The 18,606-nt window shown below is 57.5% G+C and carries 12 protein-coding genes; 9 read left to right on the top strand and 3 right to left on the bottom strand.

Annotated elements, in window-relative coordinates; all coding sequences use genetic code 11:
• Positions 1-112: 112 nt before the first annotated feature.
• From V7Z56_RS06590 to V7Z56_RS06580, 3 genes are read left to right on the top strand one after another with little or no spacing between them, the layout of a single operon-like run.
• On the top strand, positions 113-1,294 hold the full coding sequence (locus tag V7Z56_RS06590) for a glycosyltransferase family 4 protein (RefSeq protein WP_334128575.1): 1,182 nt from the start codon (positions 113-115) through the stop codon (positions 1,292-1,294).
• Between the two features lie 32 nt (positions 1,295-1,326).
• Positions 1,327-2,295, top strand: a complete 969-nt coding sequence (locus V7Z56_RS06585) for a glycosyltransferase family 2 protein (RefSeq protein ID WP_334128574.1) — start codon at positions 1,327-1,329, stop codon at positions 2,293-2,295.
• Entirely contained in the window at positions 2,296-3,279 is a 984-nt protein-coding gene (locus V7Z56_RS06580; RefSeq protein ID WP_334128573.1) for a glycosyltransferase family 2 protein, read from the top strand.
• 104 nt (positions 3,280-3,383) lie between these two features.
• Here the strand turns inward: V7Z56_RS06580 and V7Z56_RS06575 are convergent, their stop codons facing one another.
• A complete protein-coding gene (locus V7Z56_RS06575) occupies positions 3,384-6,077 on the bottom strand; it encodes a LamG-like jellyroll fold domain-containing protein (protein WP_334128572.1) in 2,694 nt (897 codons plus the stop codon).
• Positions 6,078-6,957: 880 nt separating this feature from the next.
• Between V7Z56_RS06575 and V7Z56_RS06570 the strand changes: the two genes are divergently transcribed.
• The 6 genes from V7Z56_RS06570 to V7Z56_RS06545 all read left to right on the top strand — a co-directional run bounded on the left by V7Z56_RS06570 (position 6,958) and on the right by V7Z56_RS06545 (position 16,642).
• Complete coding sequence (locus V7Z56_RS06570; RefSeq protein ID WP_334128571.1) at positions 6,958-7,173, top strand: hypothetical protein; 216 nt, start codon at positions 6,958-6,960, stop codon at positions 7,171-7,173.
• Positions 7,174-7,493: 320 nt separating this feature from the next.
• A complete protein-coding gene (locus V7Z56_RS06565) occupies positions 7,494-8,234 on the top strand; it encodes a metallophosphoesterase family protein (protein ID WP_334128570.1) in 741 nt (246 codons plus the stop codon).
• Positions 8,231-9,448 carry a hypothetical protein gene (locus V7Z56_RS06560; RefSeq protein WP_334128569.1) on the top strand — a complete coding sequence of 406 codons (1,218 nt, stop codon included), beginning with the start codon at positions 8,231-8,233 and terminating at the stop codon, positions 9,446-9,448. Before V7Z56_RS06565 ends, V7Z56_RS06560 begins: the two co-directional genes overlap by 4 nt.
• Positions 9,449-9,747: 299 nt before the next feature.
• Positions 9,748-14,580: an NAD-glutamate dehydrogenase gene (locus V7Z56_RS06555; RefSeq protein ID WP_334128568.1), complete on the top strand. Its 4,833-nt coding sequence runs from the start codon at positions 9,748-9,750 to the stop codon at positions 14,578-14,580.
• Positions 14,581-14,593: 13 nt separating this feature from the next.
• A complete protein-coding gene (locus V7Z56_RS06550; RefSeq protein WP_334128567.1) occupies positions 14,594-15,199 on the top strand; it encodes a DJ-1/PfpI family protein in 606 nt (201 codons plus the stop codon).
• 81 nt (positions 15,200-15,280) lie between these two features.
• Positions 15,281-16,642 carry an MFS transporter gene (locus V7Z56_RS06545; protein ID WP_334128566.1) on the top strand — a complete coding sequence of 454 codons (1,362 nt, stop codon included), beginning with the start codon at positions 15,281-15,283 and terminating at the stop codon, positions 16,640-16,642.
• Between the two features lie 4 nt (positions 16,643-16,646).
• Here V7Z56_RS06545 and V7Z56_RS06540 read toward each other — a convergent pair whose 3' ends face one another.
• Positions 16,647-16,961, bottom strand: a complete 315-nt coding sequence (locus tag V7Z56_RS06540; protein WP_334128565.1) for a YbjQ family protein — start codon at positions 16,959-16,961, stop codon at positions 16,647-16,649.
• Positions 16,962-16,985: 24 nt separating this feature from the next.
• Positions 16,986-18,584: a bifunctional phosphoribosylaminoimidazolecarboxamide formyltransferase/IMP cyclohydrolase gene (purH, locus tag V7Z56_RS06535; RefSeq protein ID WP_334128564.1), complete on the bottom strand. Its 1,599-nt coding sequence runs from the start codon at positions 18,582-18,584 to the stop codon at positions 16,986-16,988.
• Between the last annotated feature and the right edge of the window lie 22 nt (positions 18,585-18,606).

The raw sequence follows: 18,606 nt of genomic DNA, 5'->3' as shown, positions 1-18,606 counted from the left end.
AAATTTCGATGAATATTAGTGAATGACATTGCGAGTTGTTGGTTTTTACTTTTTCTAAACCAAAATTTTGTAGCTTGAGACCACTCAATATCGGAGCTGAAAGCGCAAATTAATGAAAATCGTGATCGTCTCACGCCATGATCCAGCGAATGTTTCCGCATGGTCGGGAACGCCGTACTTTATCACGCGCGAGATCAGGAAGCTGTCAGACGACGTTTCGATTGTCACCGCCGGACAACATGACTGGCGATTATTGTTTGCGCGTGTCTGCCAGGGGATCTTCAAGCCGCTCGGGCTGAGTGTCGATCTCTCGACGACAGATCTCTACAGTCGGTCGATCGGCAGGAAACTACAACAGGAAATAGAGGATATTGGACCCGATGTTATTGTCGGGATTGCCGCTTCGCCGGAGCTTGCGAGCATCCGGACCGACGTCCCGGTTCTGCATATTTCCGATGCGACATATCTCGTCATGACCAACTATTATCCGGATGTCAGCCGGGTGCCGGGGTGGCTCTGGCGGCAGGCGAATGGCATCGAAAAGCGCGTCATAGATATGTCCCGCTATGCAATTTTTCCCTCTCACTGGGCGCTTTCGTCGGCGCGTGATGACTATGCGGCCGCGCCGGAAAAGCTGCGGCTTATCCGCCTTGGCGCCAATGTCGGCGCGCTGCCTGCGGTGGATGACGCGTATCTTGAGCGGAAATTCAGTGGCCGTTGCAATATCCTCTTTATGGGCAAGGAATGGGGCCGCAAGGGCGGCGATATCATCCTCGCGGCCTTTCAGAAACTGCAGCAGCAGGGGATGGAAGTGCATCTTGATATTGTCGGCTGCGATCCGTTCAAGGGCGAACCGCCGGACGGGGTCACGGTCTACAGGCATATCCGCAAAAGCGATCCGGCGCAGTTCGATCTTTACAACCGCCTGTTCTCCGAAGCCTCTCTCTTCGTGCTTCCGACGCGGGCGGAGGCCTATGGGCTGGTCTTTGCCGAGGCGGCGGCGTTTGCAACGCCCGTCATTGCGCCCGCGACGGGCGGCGTTCCCTCGGTTGTGGAGGATGGAAAAACCGGCCTCCTGCTGCCGCCAACCGCCGGCGGCGCGGAGTATGCGGAGGCGATATCCGCCCTCTGGCAGGATAAGAGCGCGCTCCGCCAAATGGCCAGTAACAGTCGGGAGAAGTACAGTCGCGAGCTGAACTGGGATCGCTGGCGGACCGATTTCGAAGCCGTGCTGCACGCGCTGCTGCCTGTCGCACCAGTGGAGGCGGCTCCGCCGCGTCTTGTCGGCGCGTAATGCCGAGCCTGGTTTATCCTCCCGAAAGTGCCATGACGCAACAGCCCCATCCCACCATTTCCGTTGTCATACCGAGTTTCAACTGCGATGCGACACTCCCCGTCACGCTGAACTCGCTCATGGCCCAGACGCGGCGCGCCGATGAAATCATCATCGTTGACGATCACAGCGCCAACCCGGTCGAGACGCTGCTGGCGGGGCGATATTCCGGGGTGCGCGTTCTGCGCCATGAGGTCAATCGCGGCGTTCAGAATGCGCGCAATACCGGCTTTCGCGAAGCGCGGGGGGAGTATCTCCTGTTTCTCGATGCGGATGATATTCTTTGTCCCGAGTTTCTTGAGAGGACGGCTGACGCGCTTCGCACGCACCCTGCGGCCGGGGCCTGCTTCACCGGCTTCTACAAATGCTTTGACGGCGATGCCGCGCCGATCCTGGAGGCGCACAAGGAATCGGGAGAGGCGGCAACGCGGCTTCGAACGGGAGAGGGGCTCACCTTTTATCTCAACAATACCGGCGCGTTCATTCCGTCCTTCACGCTGTTTCGCAAGGCGGCGCTCGATGATCTCGTCGTTGCGGGTCGGCTTTATTCGGCGGAGCTTGAGTCGAATGAGGATTTTCACCTCTTCGTTCGTCTGCTCGCGAAGAACGATGCGCTTTACTTAAAGGCGCCGCTCGGCATTTACTTTCTCCGCCCTGAAAGCCTGTCGCGCAATCAGATTAAAATGTGGCGTTCACGCGCCGCAGCGACAGCCTCTCTGGTCGCCAACGCGGGGCCGAATTTCCTGACAGGCCATCATGTCGCGTATCTTGAGCGGATGCGGGCCTCGGCCGTTCGTCAGTATGCGCGCCTTCTCGACAACGGCGGGGAGCGCGGCGCGGCGCGGCTCTCTCTCTGGCAGGAGTTAAAGAAGGCGCCGTCGCTGAAAACCTTTGTGCTTCTGTTGCTCATAACGGCGGGATTGCAGAAGAAGAAAATAAAATATGGTGGTGCGGAGTATTAAATGCGTAACGACAATGAAACGATCTCGGTCATTATTCCGGCATATAAATCGGCGAATACGATTTGCGCGACCGTTGATTCCGTCCTGAACCAGACCCGCCGACCGGACGAAATCATCATTGTCGATGACTGCAGTCCCGACGATACGGTGGCGGCGCTCGGCCCGCGCATGGAACAGGTGATTTTCATCCGTCATGAGCGGAACAAGGGCGTCAGCTCCGCCCGTAACACGGGCTTCAATGCCTCAACGGGCAGCCTTGTCGCGTTTCTGGATGGCGATGATCTCTATTTTCCGGAATTCATGGAGCGGGCGAGCGGCGTTCTTGCCGAAACACCCGAGGCGGCGCTCTGCTTTGGCAATTTTCACCGCGCCTTTGAGGAGCAGTTCGCGCTGGTCGAGGATCGCAGCATCCCAAACCCACCGCACGTCCGCCTTTATCGGCCAGAAGAGATTCTCAAGGCCTATCTCTATGATTCCTCGACGCCGCTGATCAATTTCGGTCTGGTACGCCGTACAGCCATTGAACAGATCCTGAAAGACGGCCTGGTGTTCGACCCCCGCGTCAGGCTGACTGGGGATTTCAACTATATGCTGGAGCTGCTGCTCAATTTCACGCTTGCCTATATCGATGACAGATGCGGGATCTGGCGTCTTCGCGCCCATAGTATGTCCGAGGATCGCGTCGCGCTCTGGCAGAGCCGGGCGGAGAGCATCGATTATGTGCTCGCCGCGCCGGCGCTTGCCAATATTTCGGCAAGGAGCCGCGCTGTGCTTGAAGATGCTGAGCGTGCCGCTATCCGCTACTGCGCGAAAATTCTCGCCACCTCCGGGGAGCGCCGCGAAGCGGTGAAAGTTCTCATGCGTGAATTCATGGCGCACCCGAGCATCAAGACGCTCGGGCTTTTGTCGGTAATCGCCCTTGGCCTCGCCTATCGGCAGGAAATCCGATCGGAACGGGACTGGCGGGGCAGCACGGTCTGCTGATCAAAGGGGGGTGCCGCAGGCGTACCGCGGCTTGTCATCATTTTGCAACAAAAAACGGCGGCTCTGTTGGGAGCCGCCGTTTCTGATTCAAGCCTTCGCCGATGTTATGCGAAGTTGAGCTGATCCTCATGCAGTGCAACACCAATCAGGTCGAGGTTGGCGTGATGCATGTCATCAAAGGAGTCGATGTAGGCCGTCCGCTCGAAGACCGACATATCAGAGTCGATTTCGACCGCGTGATCGAGGATTGAGAAGTCCGCGATCTGACCCTTGAACTCGTTCGCATTCTGGAACTCGGTCCCGCCAACGGTGACATCCCACCATTTCGGCTCGGAAACGCCGCCGGTGACGCCGTCCTGAACCTTCAGCTGCTGGCCGTCGAGGTATACGGAGAAAGTGTCTGAGCTATCGTTCAGGACGAGCTGGACATCGTGCCAGTCGGTATCCTTGATAGCGTCTTTAAACGTATATACCTTAAGCTGCTGACCATCTTCTGCGAAATATATGACCAGATCATCATTGTCTATCTGAATCCCATAATTCATGTGGTTCCACAGCAGTCGCTGACGACCATCATCAAGGCTATCGAGCGCGAACGTGATGCTTGCTGTAAAATCATCCTGACCGAAATACTCATCACCCCGGCCGAGATTATGAACACCGGACCCGAATTCGGACGCCGCCTGGTTAAGCGCGGCGATTTCCAGTTCCGGTCTAAGATCAGGGATATCAGTGTTGTCGTTACCGCTGGTACCGCCGCTTCCGCTACCCGCATGGCTTTCGTTGTCGCCCGTCTCGGTTTCTGCCGGCTTTTCAACTTGTTCGGGTTTCTCAGGGGTCTGGTCAACTACTTCCGTGGTGCCATCTTCGGAAACATCGGATAATCCAAATGAAGCTTCGTACGCTTCGGCAACCTGTTTAGAGGTGATGGCGCCTTGCTCGAAGCTGACGTTGTCGATTAGCCCTGTGAAAGAATCTCCGAATTCGCCGCCAACAAAGAAATCATGCCATTGATTTCCTTTCTGGATTGCTCCGTCGAAGCCATCGATGGTCGCTACTTCCTCACCATCAACATGGAACATGGCGGTGCCGCTCTCCGAAGAGAAAGTGAGGACGACTTGGTGCCAGTTTGTATCGTTGATATCGATGTCGTTAAGCGTCACCCATTTCGTGCCGTTTGATGTAGCCACCATAGCTGAAATGGTTTCAGCGTGGATTTTCACGACAAAGCTGGACGAAAAATAAATCGCGTAACCAGAATCCGAGGCGGCTTCTTTCTTGAAGTCAAAGCTGACGGTATATGCTTCGTTATTCAAAAACTTGTCATTCGCGTCAAACCTGATTGCTCCGCCGTTCAGGTCGACCGCATTCCGGCCATCAACTTCTACAAAACGAACATCGCCTTTCGTTGATACAGTTGATGACGAGTTCGCGGCATTTTTAGCGGCCCCATCCATAGTTGCCTGGAGAAGTACGTCCGTATCGACAGGATCGCTGACTTCGGAGGACTCGGCCGGCGGATTTTTGCCAGGCTTGTCATTATCAACGCCAGAGCTCGGCGTTTCTACGACCGGAGGCACGCCATTGTCATCGTCATTCTCGACTGGTTTCGGAGTGCTCGGGGTCGGTTCTTTTACATGTGACGAACCTGGTCCGACGTCTTTCAAATTCGCGCCAGCGCCGAGATTAGTTTTTGTCGAGAGATCGTCAAGACTGGGAATATATGAAAGCCCATCGTTGAACAATTTGCCGATATAATTATCTGCGCTTGAATTCGTGCCCTGGACAAAAATATTGTTCGAAGATTCCAGAATGCCAATGTCTTTTGAATATTGGGCAATCGGTGCCGAAATAATATTGTCGGTGACAACGACATTCTTTGTCGCCAGGTTGAAATTGATGCCTGGGGTCTGGTTCGGGACGGTGGAGCTTGGCAGCATCGTATTGTTCGTCACCTGAACACCATCGGCTCCTTCAATCAGAATAGCCTGGCGGTGGGCGAGATGCATTACGTTATTATCGATAACGATATTTTTGAATTTAGCGGCCGTGTCCCAGTGATCCTCGATGTAAATACCCATCATTGGATCGCCAGACGCCTGCGTAAAATAGTTATCGGTAATCGTTATATTCGCGCTGTCTTTGGATTGACCATTATTAATCCAGAAATGGATATAGTCGCCGTGATCGCCCGTTCCGCCGTAATTGTGCGGTGTTACAGCGCCGAAATAGTTGCTGTCAACTTCAACATTATGGACATCTGTACCAACGATATGAGAACCACGAAGATGCTCGATCGAGTTGTTGACAATGTCTGTTCCGTTCGTTTCGTGAAGCACGATACCCTTATGGAAATACGAAACATCGTTCGCTTCGAGAGTTACGTCGGTTGAATACTGAATCGTTATACCGCGACCGACAGGATATCCGGCTACACTGCCGACGCCGTTCTGAGTTGCGACCTCACCTTCTATATGGGAGTTTCTGATAATAATGTCAGACGAACGACTAACCATGACTGAACTGTCGTGTGAATAGGTATTAACAGTCGGCTTAAAGTCGACTTCAACACTATCGAAGATAATGTTGGAGGAGTTCTGGACAGTAATTGTATCAAAGACTGCCATCTTGTCGGGATTGGCAGAAACAATGGTGACTTCAGAACTGAATTTTGCATTACTGATATTAAAGTCGCCGTAGTTTCCGGACGAAAGAACAATTGTCTCGCCGCCAGTGGCGCTTTTAAGTGCAGCTGATAATTGTGCACTATTTGACACTGTTATTGTGGTGTTTGCCATTTTAATATTGCTCACTCTTACCGCAAGGGTTCAAAATTAATAAAGTCTAAAAAATGACGGCACTTTATTGACCTGATACCTGCTAATTCTAAAGTACAATCAATAGACAACAAATGTGTTAACATAAAATTAAAGCTCAATTTACGTAATTACTTACTTATCAGGTTAGTAAATCGTTCAGATTTATCGATGCCACGCGACATACGGAAAAAACAAAAAATTTTACGTAAACAAAACGCTCGATAAACCTGACGATTTTGCCAGTATGTCTATGAATGAGGCCAGAATGTGGCGTCTGGCAAATTTGTATGGCCACTTTTTCCCGTTAATCCTTTATTAAGATATTCACTCTTTCGAAAAAATCAGCAAATTTATTTAAAGGTAAGTAATTAATTGTTACATCTTTATTAAAATATCTATACGTATTGCTTCGAGCTCAATTTAAAAACGAGAAGATTAAATCAAAATTTTTTTTGATTTGCGCAAGATGTTCTTAATTCTCAATGAATCTTAGATGATTAACTTGATAAAGTGCGAGCATCGCTGTTTTTATCTGCCTGTTCTGGTGATCGCATGATCAATCATTTGGGGGGAGCGGATCGAGAGGGCCCCAAATCCGCGATGCCGTGTCGCGCAACATGATGAAAAAAATGTCGGCCGCGACGAAATTTTGGGGCGTTATTTCGATAAATTTTCGACTAATCCGCTTTTTTTTCCGTTTATCCCCCATATGAGGGATGCATAAAACGCGCCCCGGACATAATTCTGTCGTCAATCAGGGCTATGTGGTTGTCATGCCTTGAGGGCAATTAAGGGAACCAGTAGGGGATACACAAACGTGTTGTTCGGGAAATTTGTTACAGCGGCTCTACTCGCGCTTATGACGATTTCGGTTGTCGCCGGCATTGCAACGGCCACCGAAATCGAGACCGTCGCATCGACCGATATTTCCGGGCTGCAGCCGATGGCGCGCGGCCAGGCGGCCCCCACCGGTTTTGACGTTCTCTCGCCCGCAGCTCTTCTTTTCGCCGGCGCTGTCGGAGCAATTTTCTGGCTCGGCCGACAGCGCGGTGAAGACAATTCGAATTGGGAATGAATGAATTTTGATGCTCACGAAATTTTTCGCAGTGAATTTTTAGTCGAAGCAGCAATTTGTACCCAGCTGCTTCAAAGTAGCATTTCAGTACCCATCTAAAAAGTGGCGGTCACGGGGCTGCCACTTTTTTTATCTATGAGTGTTCACGGTGTTGTTGATAGAGTATGGGGGTGAAAATCAGTAAACTGCGTCCATTGCCGGTCGATACCGATAACAAGTCACAGGCCGGTCCGAACCGAAAGATCTTCTGGATGCCTCTGGCTCGATTGAACAGGCTGATTTCAAGGCGGCCCGCCCCCGCAATTGAAAAATCCGCAGACGTGCCGGAGCGTCCGCGGATATCCCTGAAAGAGGCGGCTCTGCCGGCGGGACACCGCGCCTATGTGGTGGGCGACATTCACGGCCGCGCCGATCTTCTGGCACCGCTTCTTGAGCGGATCGCCGCAGACCGGGCGCGCCATAACGATCGCCAGAGCCATATAATTTTTCTTGGCGATTACGTCGATCGCGGGCCGACGAGCAAGGATGTCGTGGACATGATGATCGATCTCTCCCGCGCCGACAGCAGTATCATCATGCTCAAGGGAAATCATGAAGCGGCGATGATGACCTTTCTCCAGGACCCGCTGAAGGGCAAGCGCTGGCTGCATTACGGCGGCGACACGACGCTCAAGAGCTATGGCGTCGACGTCGATCTTGCGACGCTCGACGAGAAATCAATCGACAGGATAATTCGCAGCTTCCGCCGAAAGCTGCCCGATTCCCATTTACAGTTTTTCGGCACACTGCAAAGCAGCTTCACCCTCGGCGATTATTTCTTCGTCCATGCCGGCGTCGATCCGGCGAATCCGGTCGATGAGCAGCGCGAACATGATATGCTCTGGATCCGCAACAGCTTCCTGTCGCACGAGGGGCTCTATGAGAAGGTCATCGTGCACGGCCACAGCATTATTCCGGAGCCGGAATTCAAGGAGAACCGCATCGGCATCGATACGGGCGCCTTCTATTCCAATGTCCTCAGCTGCCTTGTGCTTGAAGGAGACCGCAAGGAAATCCTATGAGGTTTCGGCGTCTCTCCCTTGTTGCGGCGGCATGTCTTTTCACCCTTTCCCTTGCCCATTCGCCGGCGGCGGAGCCGGGCGGCGCGGCACCCTCAGGCTTTCTCGCGCGGGCTGATGTCTTTCCTGTCGGCGTCTGGCTTCAGGATCCCGCAAATGCGCCCGCCTACAAGGCGATTGGCATCAATTTCTACGCCGGGCTCTGGGACGGGCCGACAGAGCGGCAGCTGCGGGATCTCATGGCCGCGGGAATGGCGGTCTTTGCGCCGCAGAATGATCTGGCGCGCCAAAGTACCTATTCCGATATTATCGCCGGCTGGATCATGCCCGATGAGCCCGACAACGCGCAGCAGAAGGACGGGGGCGGCTTCGGCCCGCCCGTCCCGCCGCAAGAGGTGGTGCGGCTTTATCAGGAGATGAAGGCACGCGATCCGGACCGGCCTGTTCTTCTCAACCTCGGGCAGGGCGTCGCCTGGGACGTGTGGCACGGCCGGGGGACGCGCACGAACCATCCGGAAGACTACAAAACCTATGTCGGCGGCGGGGACATCCTTTCTTTCGATATCTACCCCTTCACCCATAGCGACAGGAGCGTGCGGGGCAGGCTTGACTATGTCGCGCGCGGGGTTGATCGCCTGATCCGCTGGTCGGGCGGCGCGAAACCGGTCTGGAGCGTGATCGAGGCGAGCGGCGTCTCCAACCCCGACCTTGCGCCTAGCGGTGACGATGTTCGCCGCCTAGTCTGGCTCAGCATTATTCACGGCGCGCGCGGCATCATATATTTCGTGCATCAGTTCCGCCCGTATTTTATCGAGGCATCGTTACTGCAAAATGAGGCGCTCAGCCGTGACATCGCGGCGATCAACGCGCGGCTGCAGTCGCTCGCGCCGGTGCTGAACAGCCCCGATCTTGATGGCGCGGTGGCGATTGAGACCGATGCCGCGACGCCCGGCAGCGTTGTCGCCATCGCCCGGCAAGACGATTGCCATATTTACATCTTTGCAGGATCGATCAGCCGTTTCCCCGTCCCCGCGCGCATCCGCCTTTCCCTGCCCGTGACGGACGGCCCGACGGAGGTGCTCGATGAGCAGCGATTGGTAACGGTGAGCGAGGGGGGCTTCTCCGATCATTTCGACTCTTATGCGACGCATCTCTATAAAGTCGCGCGGGAGGGACGCAACTGCACCGGCGAGGCGCGCGCTGCAGCCGGCAAATAAAGCCGCGGCTCGCCGCCGCATCGAAGCAAACGTTCGTTATGCTGCCTTCCGCAATTCGCTTATATCAGGGCGGCCTGCCGCGCTTTGCTCGCTCGATCGGTTAATAAAAAGGGGTATTCCTCCCCTCTGCCGCTTAACCGCTTTACTTCCTTTTGCGACCTTTATATGCTTTTCTTGTGATGTAAATAACATGTTGATAAATATTAAGTTTTATGTGCACCGTATGTCGATGATGATAATTTAATCATCCATGTCTATTCTGGGGACGGATCAGCAGTCTGAAAGGTGGGAGGCGGAAGATGACCGTGAAAGCGCAGGATCTGAAATCCGAGCAGATCGACAATGTTCTCTCGATAGTTGAAAGCAGGCTTGATAGTGAAGTAAAGAACGCGTCCCGCTTTGTCCGCCAGTTCTATGAACGGCCGGCGCCCGAAGATGTGCTGAGCGTCCTGCCGGAAAATCTCTACGGCGCCGCCCTGTCACTCTATAAATTCGCCGCAACGCGCATTCCAGGAACGACGAAGCTCCGCGTCTTTACCCCTGACCTTGAAGAGCATGGCTGGAAGACGACGCATTCCGTCATCGAAATTGTCAATGACGACATGCCGTTTCTGGTCGACAGTGTGACGGCGGCGCTGAACACGCGCGGCCTCACCGTGCATCAGGTCATTCACCCGGTTATGTATGTCGAGCGGGACAAGGATGGCAACCGGACCCGGATTCTGGAGAAGGAGCCAAGCGGAAAATCGTCGGCGATTCGCGAGAGCGTCATGCATGTGGAGATTGACGAGCAGTCGGACCCTGCCGTGCTTCGCGATATCGAAAAGAATCTCAACAGCGTGCTGGCCGATGTGCGGATTGCCGTGGCCGACTGGAAGCCTATCCTCGCGCGCGTCGAGGCGATCCAGAATGATCTGAGAAAGAATCCGCCGCCGCTCGATCGCGACGAGATTGAGGAGGCGCTCGCGCTGCTGCAGTGGATGTCGGACAATCATTTTACCTTTCTCGGCTATCGCGAGTTCGAGCATGTCGCGGACGGCGCCGGAAAAGGCGACCGCTGGAACCTGGTGGAAGAGGCGGGGCTCGGCATTCTCCGCGACCCGTCGCGCCGGATTATGACGGGCAACATGGAAATGTCGCCCGAGGTCAAGGACTTCCTGCGCCGGCGCGAGCTTGTCATCGTGACGAAAGCGAATGTCCGCTCGACCGTTCACCGCGCCGTTCATCTTGACTATATCGGCGTCAAGAAATTCAACAAAAAAGGAGAGGTGATCGGGGAGTGCCGCTTTACCGGCCTGTTTACCTCGGCCGCCTACAACCGCATTCCGCGCGACATTCCCTATCTCCGCCGCAAGGTCAGCCAGACGCTGGAGCGGGCGGGCTTTCCAAAGAACAGCCACGATGAGAAGGCATTCACCCATATCCTGGAGAATTATCCGCGCGATGAGCTGTTCCAGATCTCGGTCGATGATCTCCTTGTCAATGCCAGCAAGATTCTGTCGTTGCAGGAACGCCCGCGCATCGGGGCGCTTCTCCGCCGTGACCGGTTTGAGCGATTCGTTTCCGCCATCGTCTATATCCCGCGGGAGAAGTTCAATACCGATATCCGTCAGAAGTTCGGCACGGTGCTGGCCGACGCGCATAACGGTAGCCTGTCCTCGCATTACGCGCTGGTTGGCGATGATCTGCTCGCGCGGATTCATTACATTATTGCCCTGAAATCGAAGCACAAGCCCGTCGTCGACGAGGCCGAGCTGGAACGGCGGCTGATTGCCGCCTCGCGAAGCTGGTCCGATGATCTCGACGATGCGCTTCTTGAACGCTGGGGCGAGGAGAAGGGCCTTCGCCTCCGCGCCCGCTACGGCAAGGCGTTTCCCGCCGCCTACCGGGAGCGTTTCAACGCCGACCTTGCGCTTTACGATATCGAGAAGATCGAGGCGGCGCGCGAAAGCGGCGAACTCGGTCTCAATCTCTATCGCTGGGTGGAAGATCCGGACAGCATGGTCCGCTTCAAGATCTACAGCCCCGAACTGTCGATCCCGCTCTCCGACTGCCTCCCGATGCTTGAAAATATGGGCCTCAAGGTGCTCGCCGAAAATCCCTATCTCGTGACGCACGAAAAACTCGGGACCAATGTCTGGCTGCATGATTTCGAGCTGATCGAACCCGGCGGATTTGCGCTTGATCTGCATGCGTTGAAGACGAAGTTTGAAGAAACCTTCCGCCGCGTCTGGACGGGCGACATGGAAAATGACGGCTTTAACCGTCTGGTCCTCCGCGCCGGTCTCGACTGGGAGAATATCACCATCCTGCGCGCCTATGCGCGGTTCCTGCGCCAGGCCGGCATTACCTACAGCCAGTCCTATATGATGAATGTTCTCGGCAGCAACGCCGAAATCGTTCGCCGTATCATCGAGCTTTTCCACATCCGCTTCGATCCGGCATCCGGGCAGGATCGCGACGAAGCGGCGGCCGTCATCGTTGAGGGGATATGGCCGCTGCTTGATGCGGTGACCAGCCTCGATGAAGACCGCATCCTGCGCCGCTTCCTCAATCTCATTCTCAACACGCTCAGGACCAATTTCTTTCAGCATCGGCGCGATGAGAAGGGCAGGCCCTATTATTCCTTCAAATTCGACAGCCGCAAAATTGACGAGTTGCCGCTGCCCCGCCCGTTCGTCGAGATTTTCGTCTACAGCCCGCGGGTGGAAGGGGTGCATTTGCGGGGCGGCAAGGTCGCACGCGGAGGGCTTCGCTGGTCCGATCGGCGGGAGGATTACCGCACCGAAGTTCTCGGCCTGATGAAGGCGCAGATGGTGAAAAACACCGTGATCGTGCCGGTCGGCTCGAAGGGCGGCTTTTTCCCAAAGAATCTGCCGAGCCCGGCCAATCGCGACGCCTATCTCGCTGAGGGCGTGAGCTGTTACCGGGTTTTCATCTCCGGCCTGCTCGACATCACTGACAATTATGTCGGCAGCGACGTGGTGCCGCCCGAGAAGGTGGTGCGCCACGACAGCGATGATCCCTATCTCGTGGTCGCTGCCGACAAGGGCACCGCCACCTTCTCCGACATCGCCAACGAAGTTGCAATATCTTACGGCTTCTGGCTTGGCGATGCCTTCGCCTCGGGCGGGGCGAGCGGCTATGACCACAAGAAGATGGGCATTACCGCCCGCGGCGCGTGGGAATCGGTGAAACGGCACTTTCGCGAACTTGGGATCAACACCCAGACCGAAGAATTTACCGTCGCCGGCATCGGCGATATGTCGGGAGATGTGTTCGGCAACGGCATGCTGCTGTCAGAAAAGATCCGTCTCGTTGCGGCCTTTGACCATCGCAATATCTTCATCGACCCCGCACCGGACGCGGCGAAAACGTTCAAGGAGCGCCAGCGGCTTTTTGCGCTGCCCCGCTCATCCTGGGAGGATTTTGATCAAAAGCTCCTCTCCAAGGGCGGCGGCGTCTTTGATCGCAAGGCGAAATCGGTCGCACTGACGCCTGAGATTCGCGCACTTCTTGATGTTGAGGGCGATCACATCACGCCGAGTGAGCTGATCAGCGCAATTTTGCGAAGCCGCGTCGATCTTCTCTGGTTCGGCGGCATCGGCACCTATATCAAGGCCTCGCATCAAAGCAATTCGGATGTTGGCGATCGCGCCAATGATGCCATTCGCATCAACGGCAAGGACGTGCGTGCGCGGATGATCGGCGAGGGCGGCAATCTTGGCGTCACGCAGCTCGGCCGCATTGAGTATGCGCTGAAGGGCGGGCGGCTGAATACCGACGCCATCGACAATTCGGCAGGCGTCGACTGCTCGGACCATGAGGTGAATATCAAGATCCTGCTCCGCGCCGTTCTGAGTGACGGGGAGATGACGGAAAAGCAGCGCGACCGGCTGCTTGAGGAAATGACCGATGACGTCGCCGCACATGTGCTGATCGACAACTATCTGCAAACGCAGGCGCTCAGCATGGCGGAGTGGCAGGGCGTTGATAACTTCGCCGAGAATGTCCGCTTTATGTGCGGGCTCGAAAAGCAGGGGCGGCTTGACCGGGCAGTTGAAAATCTCCCCGATGATGAGGAGATCGCCCGCCGCCGCGCCGCTGGGATCGGTTTTACCCGGCCCGAGATGGCGGTACTGATGGCCTACGCCAAGATGACGCTCTATGCCGATATTCTCGAAACCCGGCTGCCCGATGATCCCTACTATAACCTCTGGCTGACCGATTATTTTCCGCCACAGCTTCGCAAAACATATGCCTCCTTCATTGCCTCGCACAGACTGCGGCGCGAGATTGTGACGACGATCATCGTCAATCAGCTCGTCAACCGCGCTGGCCCGACCTTTGTGATGCGTATGAGTGCGGAAGCGGGCTGTGGCCCTGAAGATGTCGCGCGCGCCTTTGCGCTGGTGACGGCTGTTTTCGATCTCGAGCAGATCTGGGCCGGGATCGAGGCGCTGGATAACAAAGTGGATACCCGCGTGCAGTGCCGCATGCTTGATTTTACGCAGCGGCTGGCGCGACGGGCAACGCTCTGGTGCCTGCGCCATCTCAGCCATTTCGGCGACATCACCGGGGAAATCAGGCTGCTTTCGGGCGATATCAGCAAATTTGAACAGGGGCTGGAAGGGCTGCTCAGCGAAGAGGGGAGAACGCGTCTGCAAAGCCGTACTGAACAGCTTGTCAGCGAGAGGGTGCCGCAGGATCTTGCGCGGCACGTTGCGGCGCTCGGCCCGCTTCGCGCTGCCCTCGACGTCGTGCAGGCGGGCAAAACCTCCGGCCGGTCCATTACGGAGGTCGGCGAGGTTTATTTCATCATCGGTGCCGCGCTCCATCTCGACTGGCTGCGGACCGCGGCCGAGGCGATCGAGCCCGACAGCGACTGGGACCGGCTCGCGGTGACGGCCATTATTGAGGATCTTTATGGCCAGCAACGCGCGATCACGAGCGCCGTTTTCGCGGCGGCGGGGGAGCATAGCGGGCGGGCGGCGTTCGATTTCTGGGCCGAAAATCACAGCCGGACAATAAAGCGGCTCACTGATCTCATGCAGGACCTGAATGCGGCCGGCTCGCTGGATATCCCGAAACTCGCCTTCGCCAATCAGCAATTCCGCTCCTTCGGTACGTGAGAGGGGACGTCTTGTGAAGAAGCTCGGCGCTCTCGTCTTTCCTGGTTTCGAATTGCTCGATCTCTTTGGGCCGCTCGAAATGTTCGGGATGTTGAAGGATCAGTTCGAGAACGTGATCCTCGCCGAGGAGCCCGGCCTCGTGCGAAGCAACGGCGGCCCCTCCGTCCTTGCGGAGGCGGGATTTGAGGCTGCGGGCTATGATCTCCTGCTCGTTCCGGGTGGGATGGGGACGCGCCGCGAGATCGAGAATGCGCGGCTCGGCGACTGGCTCGTGCGGGCCGGAGGGAGGAGCGAGATCCTGATGAGTGTCTGCACCGGCAGCGCGCTCCTTGCGCGCGCAGGCCTGCTCGATGGCCGGCGGGCGACCAGCAACAAAATGGCCTTCGACTGGGTGCGAAAGATCGGCCCCTCGGTCGACTGGGTGCCTGAAGCGCGCTGGGTCGAGGATGGGAATATTTTCACCTCGTCCGGGGTTTCGGCGGGGATGGATATGTCGCTCGCCGTAATTGCGCGCCTGCATGGGACTGAGGTCGCCCGCAAGATCGCGGCCGCCGCCGAGTATCACTGGCAGGAGGACGCACGCCTCGATCCGTTTGCCCGGCTGCATGGCCTCGTTTGAGATAATTTAACGAGCCGATTGTCTCTCGCCTTTCTTTAACGTAGCGTGAGGGCGGCGAACGAGGCGCTGAGGGGGATCAATATGACATCTGGGACGGATGAGACGCCGCAGGAAGCGGGCAGGCTCGGAAAATTCTCATGGGCGCTGTTCGACTGGGCGAACCAGCCGTATTTCACCGTCGTCACCACCTTTATCTTTGCGCCCTACTTTACCTCCTTTGTGGCCGCAAGCCCTGCGGAGGGGCAGGCCTATTGGGGCTACACGCAGGCCGTGGCGGGCGTGCTGATCGCCTGCCTCAGCCCCTTCCTCGGCTCCATCGCCGACGCCGGCGGGGCGCGAAAGCCATGGGTTTTTGCCTTCAGCCTGCTCTGCGCGGTTGGGGCATTTTCGCTCTGGTGGGCGGTGCCCGGGCAGGAGCGCGGCCTGATCTGGATCCTTGCCGGCATTGTCGTCGGTACGGTCGGCGTCGAGTTTGCGATCGTCTTCAATAACGCCATGCTGCCAAGCCTTGTGCCGCACGCGCGCATGGGGCGGCTCAGCGGTTTCGGCTGGGGGCTTGGCTATATCGGCGGGCTGATTGCGCTTTTTATCGTCCTGTTCGGCTTTTCCCTGCCCGAGGAGCCGCTGTTCGGTCTCAGCAAAGCGATGCATGAGCCGGACCGCATCACGGGCCCGATGGCCGCAATCTGGCTGCTGATCTTCATCCTGCCGATGATGCTGTTCACGCCGGACCGAAAATCACGCGGACTTGCGAAAGGCGAGGCGGTCCGCCAGGGCATTTCGACGCTTCTCACCACGCTTCGCACGATCGGCGACTATCGCAACATCGTCTGGTTCCTGATTGCGCGGATGTTCTACAGCGACGGCATCCTCGCGCTGATCGGCTTTTCCGGGATCTATGCGGCGGGGCTTTTCAGCTGGGGCACGACCGAGCTTGGCATCTTCGGCATCCTGATCAATTTCTTCGCCATCGGCGGCTCTTTCGCCGGCGGCTATCTCGATGACCGGCTCGGCTCGAAACCGACGATCGTCATCTCCGTTCTCGGCCTCGCCCTTGCTTCCATCGGCGTCCTCTCCATCAGCAATGGCACGGTATTGTTCGGCCTGCCCGCCGCGATGCCGGTGGAGGGCGGCGCGCTTTTCGCAAGCCCGGCCGAGCAGGTGTTCATGCTGTTCGCCTTTATCATGGGGCTTTTCTTCGGCCCGGCGCAGGCCGCAAGCCGGACGCTGATCGCGCGCATGTCGCCGCCCGAGAAGGCGGGCGAATTCTTCGGCCTGTTTGCGCTGTCGGGCAAGGCAACGGCCTTCGTCGCGCCACTTATGATCGGCATCGTCACCAGCCTCACCGGGCAGCAGCGCCCGGCGATGATCGTGATCTTCGTTCTTCTGGTCGTCGGGGCGGCGCTGATGACGCTGGTGCGCGAGCCCGCGCGCGGGGCCTGAGCTATCAGGCGAACTTGACGGCGGTGCCCGATACCGTGACCATCAGCATGCTGTCGCCGATCACCTCGACATCGAGGGCGATGCCGATCACCGCATCGGCGCCCATGTCCTCGGCCTCCTCCTTCATATCCGCGATGGCGAGGGCGCGGGCCTTACGGAGCTCCTTCTGATAGGAGCCCGACCGCCCGCCCAGCGTATCGCGGACACTCGCGAAGAAGTCGCGCACGAAGTTGGAGCCCATGACCGCCTCCCCGCCGACGATGCCGAGATAGGATGCGATCTGGCGACCATCAACGGATCCGGTGGTTGTGACGATCATCGGCAGTCCTCCCCCCTTGAAAGATCAATGGCGGAAGTGTCGCATGCCGGTGAAGACCATGGCAAGCCCGGCCTCATCGGCGGCGGCAATCACTTCATTATCGCGCATCGAGCCGCCCGGCTGGATAACCGCCGTCGCCCCGGCCTCGGCGGCGGCAAGGAGGCCGTCGGCAAAGGGGAAGAAGGCGTCGGAGGCAACCACGGAGCCTTTCGCCCAGGCGACACTCTCGCCCGCATTCTGCGCGGCTTCGAGCGACTTCGCGGCGGCAATCTTCGACGAATCGACGCGGCTCATCTGGCCCGCGCCGACGCCGACCGTGGCGCCGTCCCGGACATAGACGATAGCGTTCGATTTCACATGCTTGGCGACGGTGAAGGCGAAGCGGAGATCCTTCATCTCCTGCTCGCTCGGCGCGCGCTTCGTCACCACTTGCAACTCCGGCGTGGCCGTCAGCGCATTGTCGCGATCCTGGATGAGATAGCCGCTCGCCAGCGACTTCACGAGCCGGCCGGGCGCGCGCGGATCGGGCAGCCCGCCGGTCAGCAGCAGGCGCAGGTTCTTCTTCGCGGCAATGATCGCCCGCGCCGCCTCATCGGCATCGGGGGCGATGATGACCTCGGTGAAGATTTTTACGATCTCCTCCGCCGTCTCGGCATCGAGCTTCTGGTTGAGGGCGATGATCCCGCCGAAGGCCGAGGTGGTGTCGCAGGCAAAGGCGCGCCGGTAGGCCTCTGCAAGCGTCGGCGCCGTCGCGACACCGCACGGGTTAGCGTGCTTGATGATGGCGCAGGCCGGGCCGGCCACTTTGGGGTCGAACTCGGCGACCAGCTCGAACGCGGCGTCGGTGTCGTTGAAATTGTTGTAGGAGAGTTCCTTGCCCTGGATTTGCGTTGCCGTCGCGACGCCGATGCGCTTCTCGTCATTGGCGTAGAAAGCCGCCGTCTGGTGCGGGTTCTCGCCATAGCGCAGGATCTGCTGGCGCGTGCCGGCGAGCACCAGCCGGTCGGGGTAATCCTGCCCGAGCTGTGCGGCGTACCAGCTGGAAATCGCCGCATCATAGGCGCCGGTGCGGGCATAGGCCTTGGCGGCGAGGCTTTTGCGAAGCTCGATCGAGGTCTTGCCGCCCGTCTCTTTCAGCTCCGTCAGCACGCGCTCGTAATCGCTGGTGTCCGTAATCACGGCGACGAAGCCGTAGTTCTTGGCGGCGGAGCGGATCATCGCCGGGCCGCCGATATCGATATTCTCGATGCAGCTGTGGAAATCGGCGCCCTTCGCCACCGTCTCCTCGAAGGGATAGAGATTGACTACCACAAGATCGATGCCGCCGATGCCGTGATCGGCCATCGCCTTCGCATGATCCGGATTGTCGCGAAGCGCCAGCAGGCCGCCATGCACTTTCGGATGCAGAGTCTTCACCCGCCCATCCATCATCTCGGGAAAGCCGGTGTAGTCGGCGACCTCGGTCACCTTGACGCCCGCCTCGGCGAGCATCTTTGCGCTGCCGCCGGTGGAGAGAATCTCGATACCGAGCGCGGCGAGCGCCTTGCCGAAATCGACGAGGCCGGCCTTGTCGGAAACGGAAATGAGAGCGCGGGAGACGGATTGCAAATCTGTGCGGGACATGGGCGGACCATCCTCTGAACAG

It is taken from the genome of Sneathiella sp., assembly GCF_036844445.1.
In the GTDB taxonomy this organism is placed as follows: Bacteria; Pseudomonadota; Alphaproteobacteria; order Sneathiellales; family Sneathiellaceae; genus Sneathiella.
The sequence above is the reverse complement of the archived record's forward strand: the minus strand, read 5'-3'. Positions and strand labels throughout refer to the sequence as shown.

What these genes read in the sequence shown, in the direction of transcription:
- V7Z56_RS06590 (WP_334128575.1), top strand. Translation starts at nt 113, where the DNA reads ATGAAAATCGTGATCGTCTCACGCCATGATCCAGCGAATGTTTCCGCA.
- V7Z56_RS06585 (WP_334128574.1), top strand. Translation starts at nt 1,327, where the DNA reads ATGACGCAACAGCCCCATCCCACCATTTCCGTTGTCATACCGAGTTTC.
- V7Z56_RS06580 (WP_334128573.1), top strand. Translation starts at nt 2,296, where the DNA reads ATGCGTAACGACAATGAAACGATCTCGGTCATTATTCCGGCATATAAA.
- V7Z56_RS06575 (WP_334128572.1), bottom strand. Translation starts at nt 6,077, where the DNA reads ATGGCAAACACCACAATAACAGTGTCAAATAGTGCACAATTATCAGCT.
- V7Z56_RS06570 (WP_334128571.1), top strand. Translation starts at nt 6,958, where the DNA reads ATGACGATTTCGGTTGTCGCCGGCATTGCAACGGCCACCGAAATCGAG.
- V7Z56_RS06560 (WP_334128569.1), top strand. Translation starts at nt 8,231, where the DNA reads ATGAGGTTTCGGCGTCTCTCCCTTGTTGCGGCGGCATGTCTTTTCACC.
- V7Z56_RS06555 (WP_334128568.1), top strand. Translation starts at nt 9,748, where the DNA reads ATGACCGTGAAAGCGCAGGATCTGAAATCCGAGCAGATCGACAATGTT.
- V7Z56_RS06545 (WP_334128566.1), top strand. Translation starts at nt 15,281, where the DNA reads ATGACATCTGGGACGGATGAGACGCCGCAGGAAGCGGGCAGGCTCGGA.
- V7Z56_RS06540 (WP_334128565.1), bottom strand. Translation starts at nt 16,961, where the DNA reads ATGATCGTCACAACCACCGGATCCGTTGATGGTCGCCAGATCGCATCC.
- purH (WP_334128564.1), bottom strand. Translation starts at nt 18,584, where the DNA reads ATGTCCCGCACAGATTTGCAATCCGTCTCCCGCGCTCTCATTTCCGTT.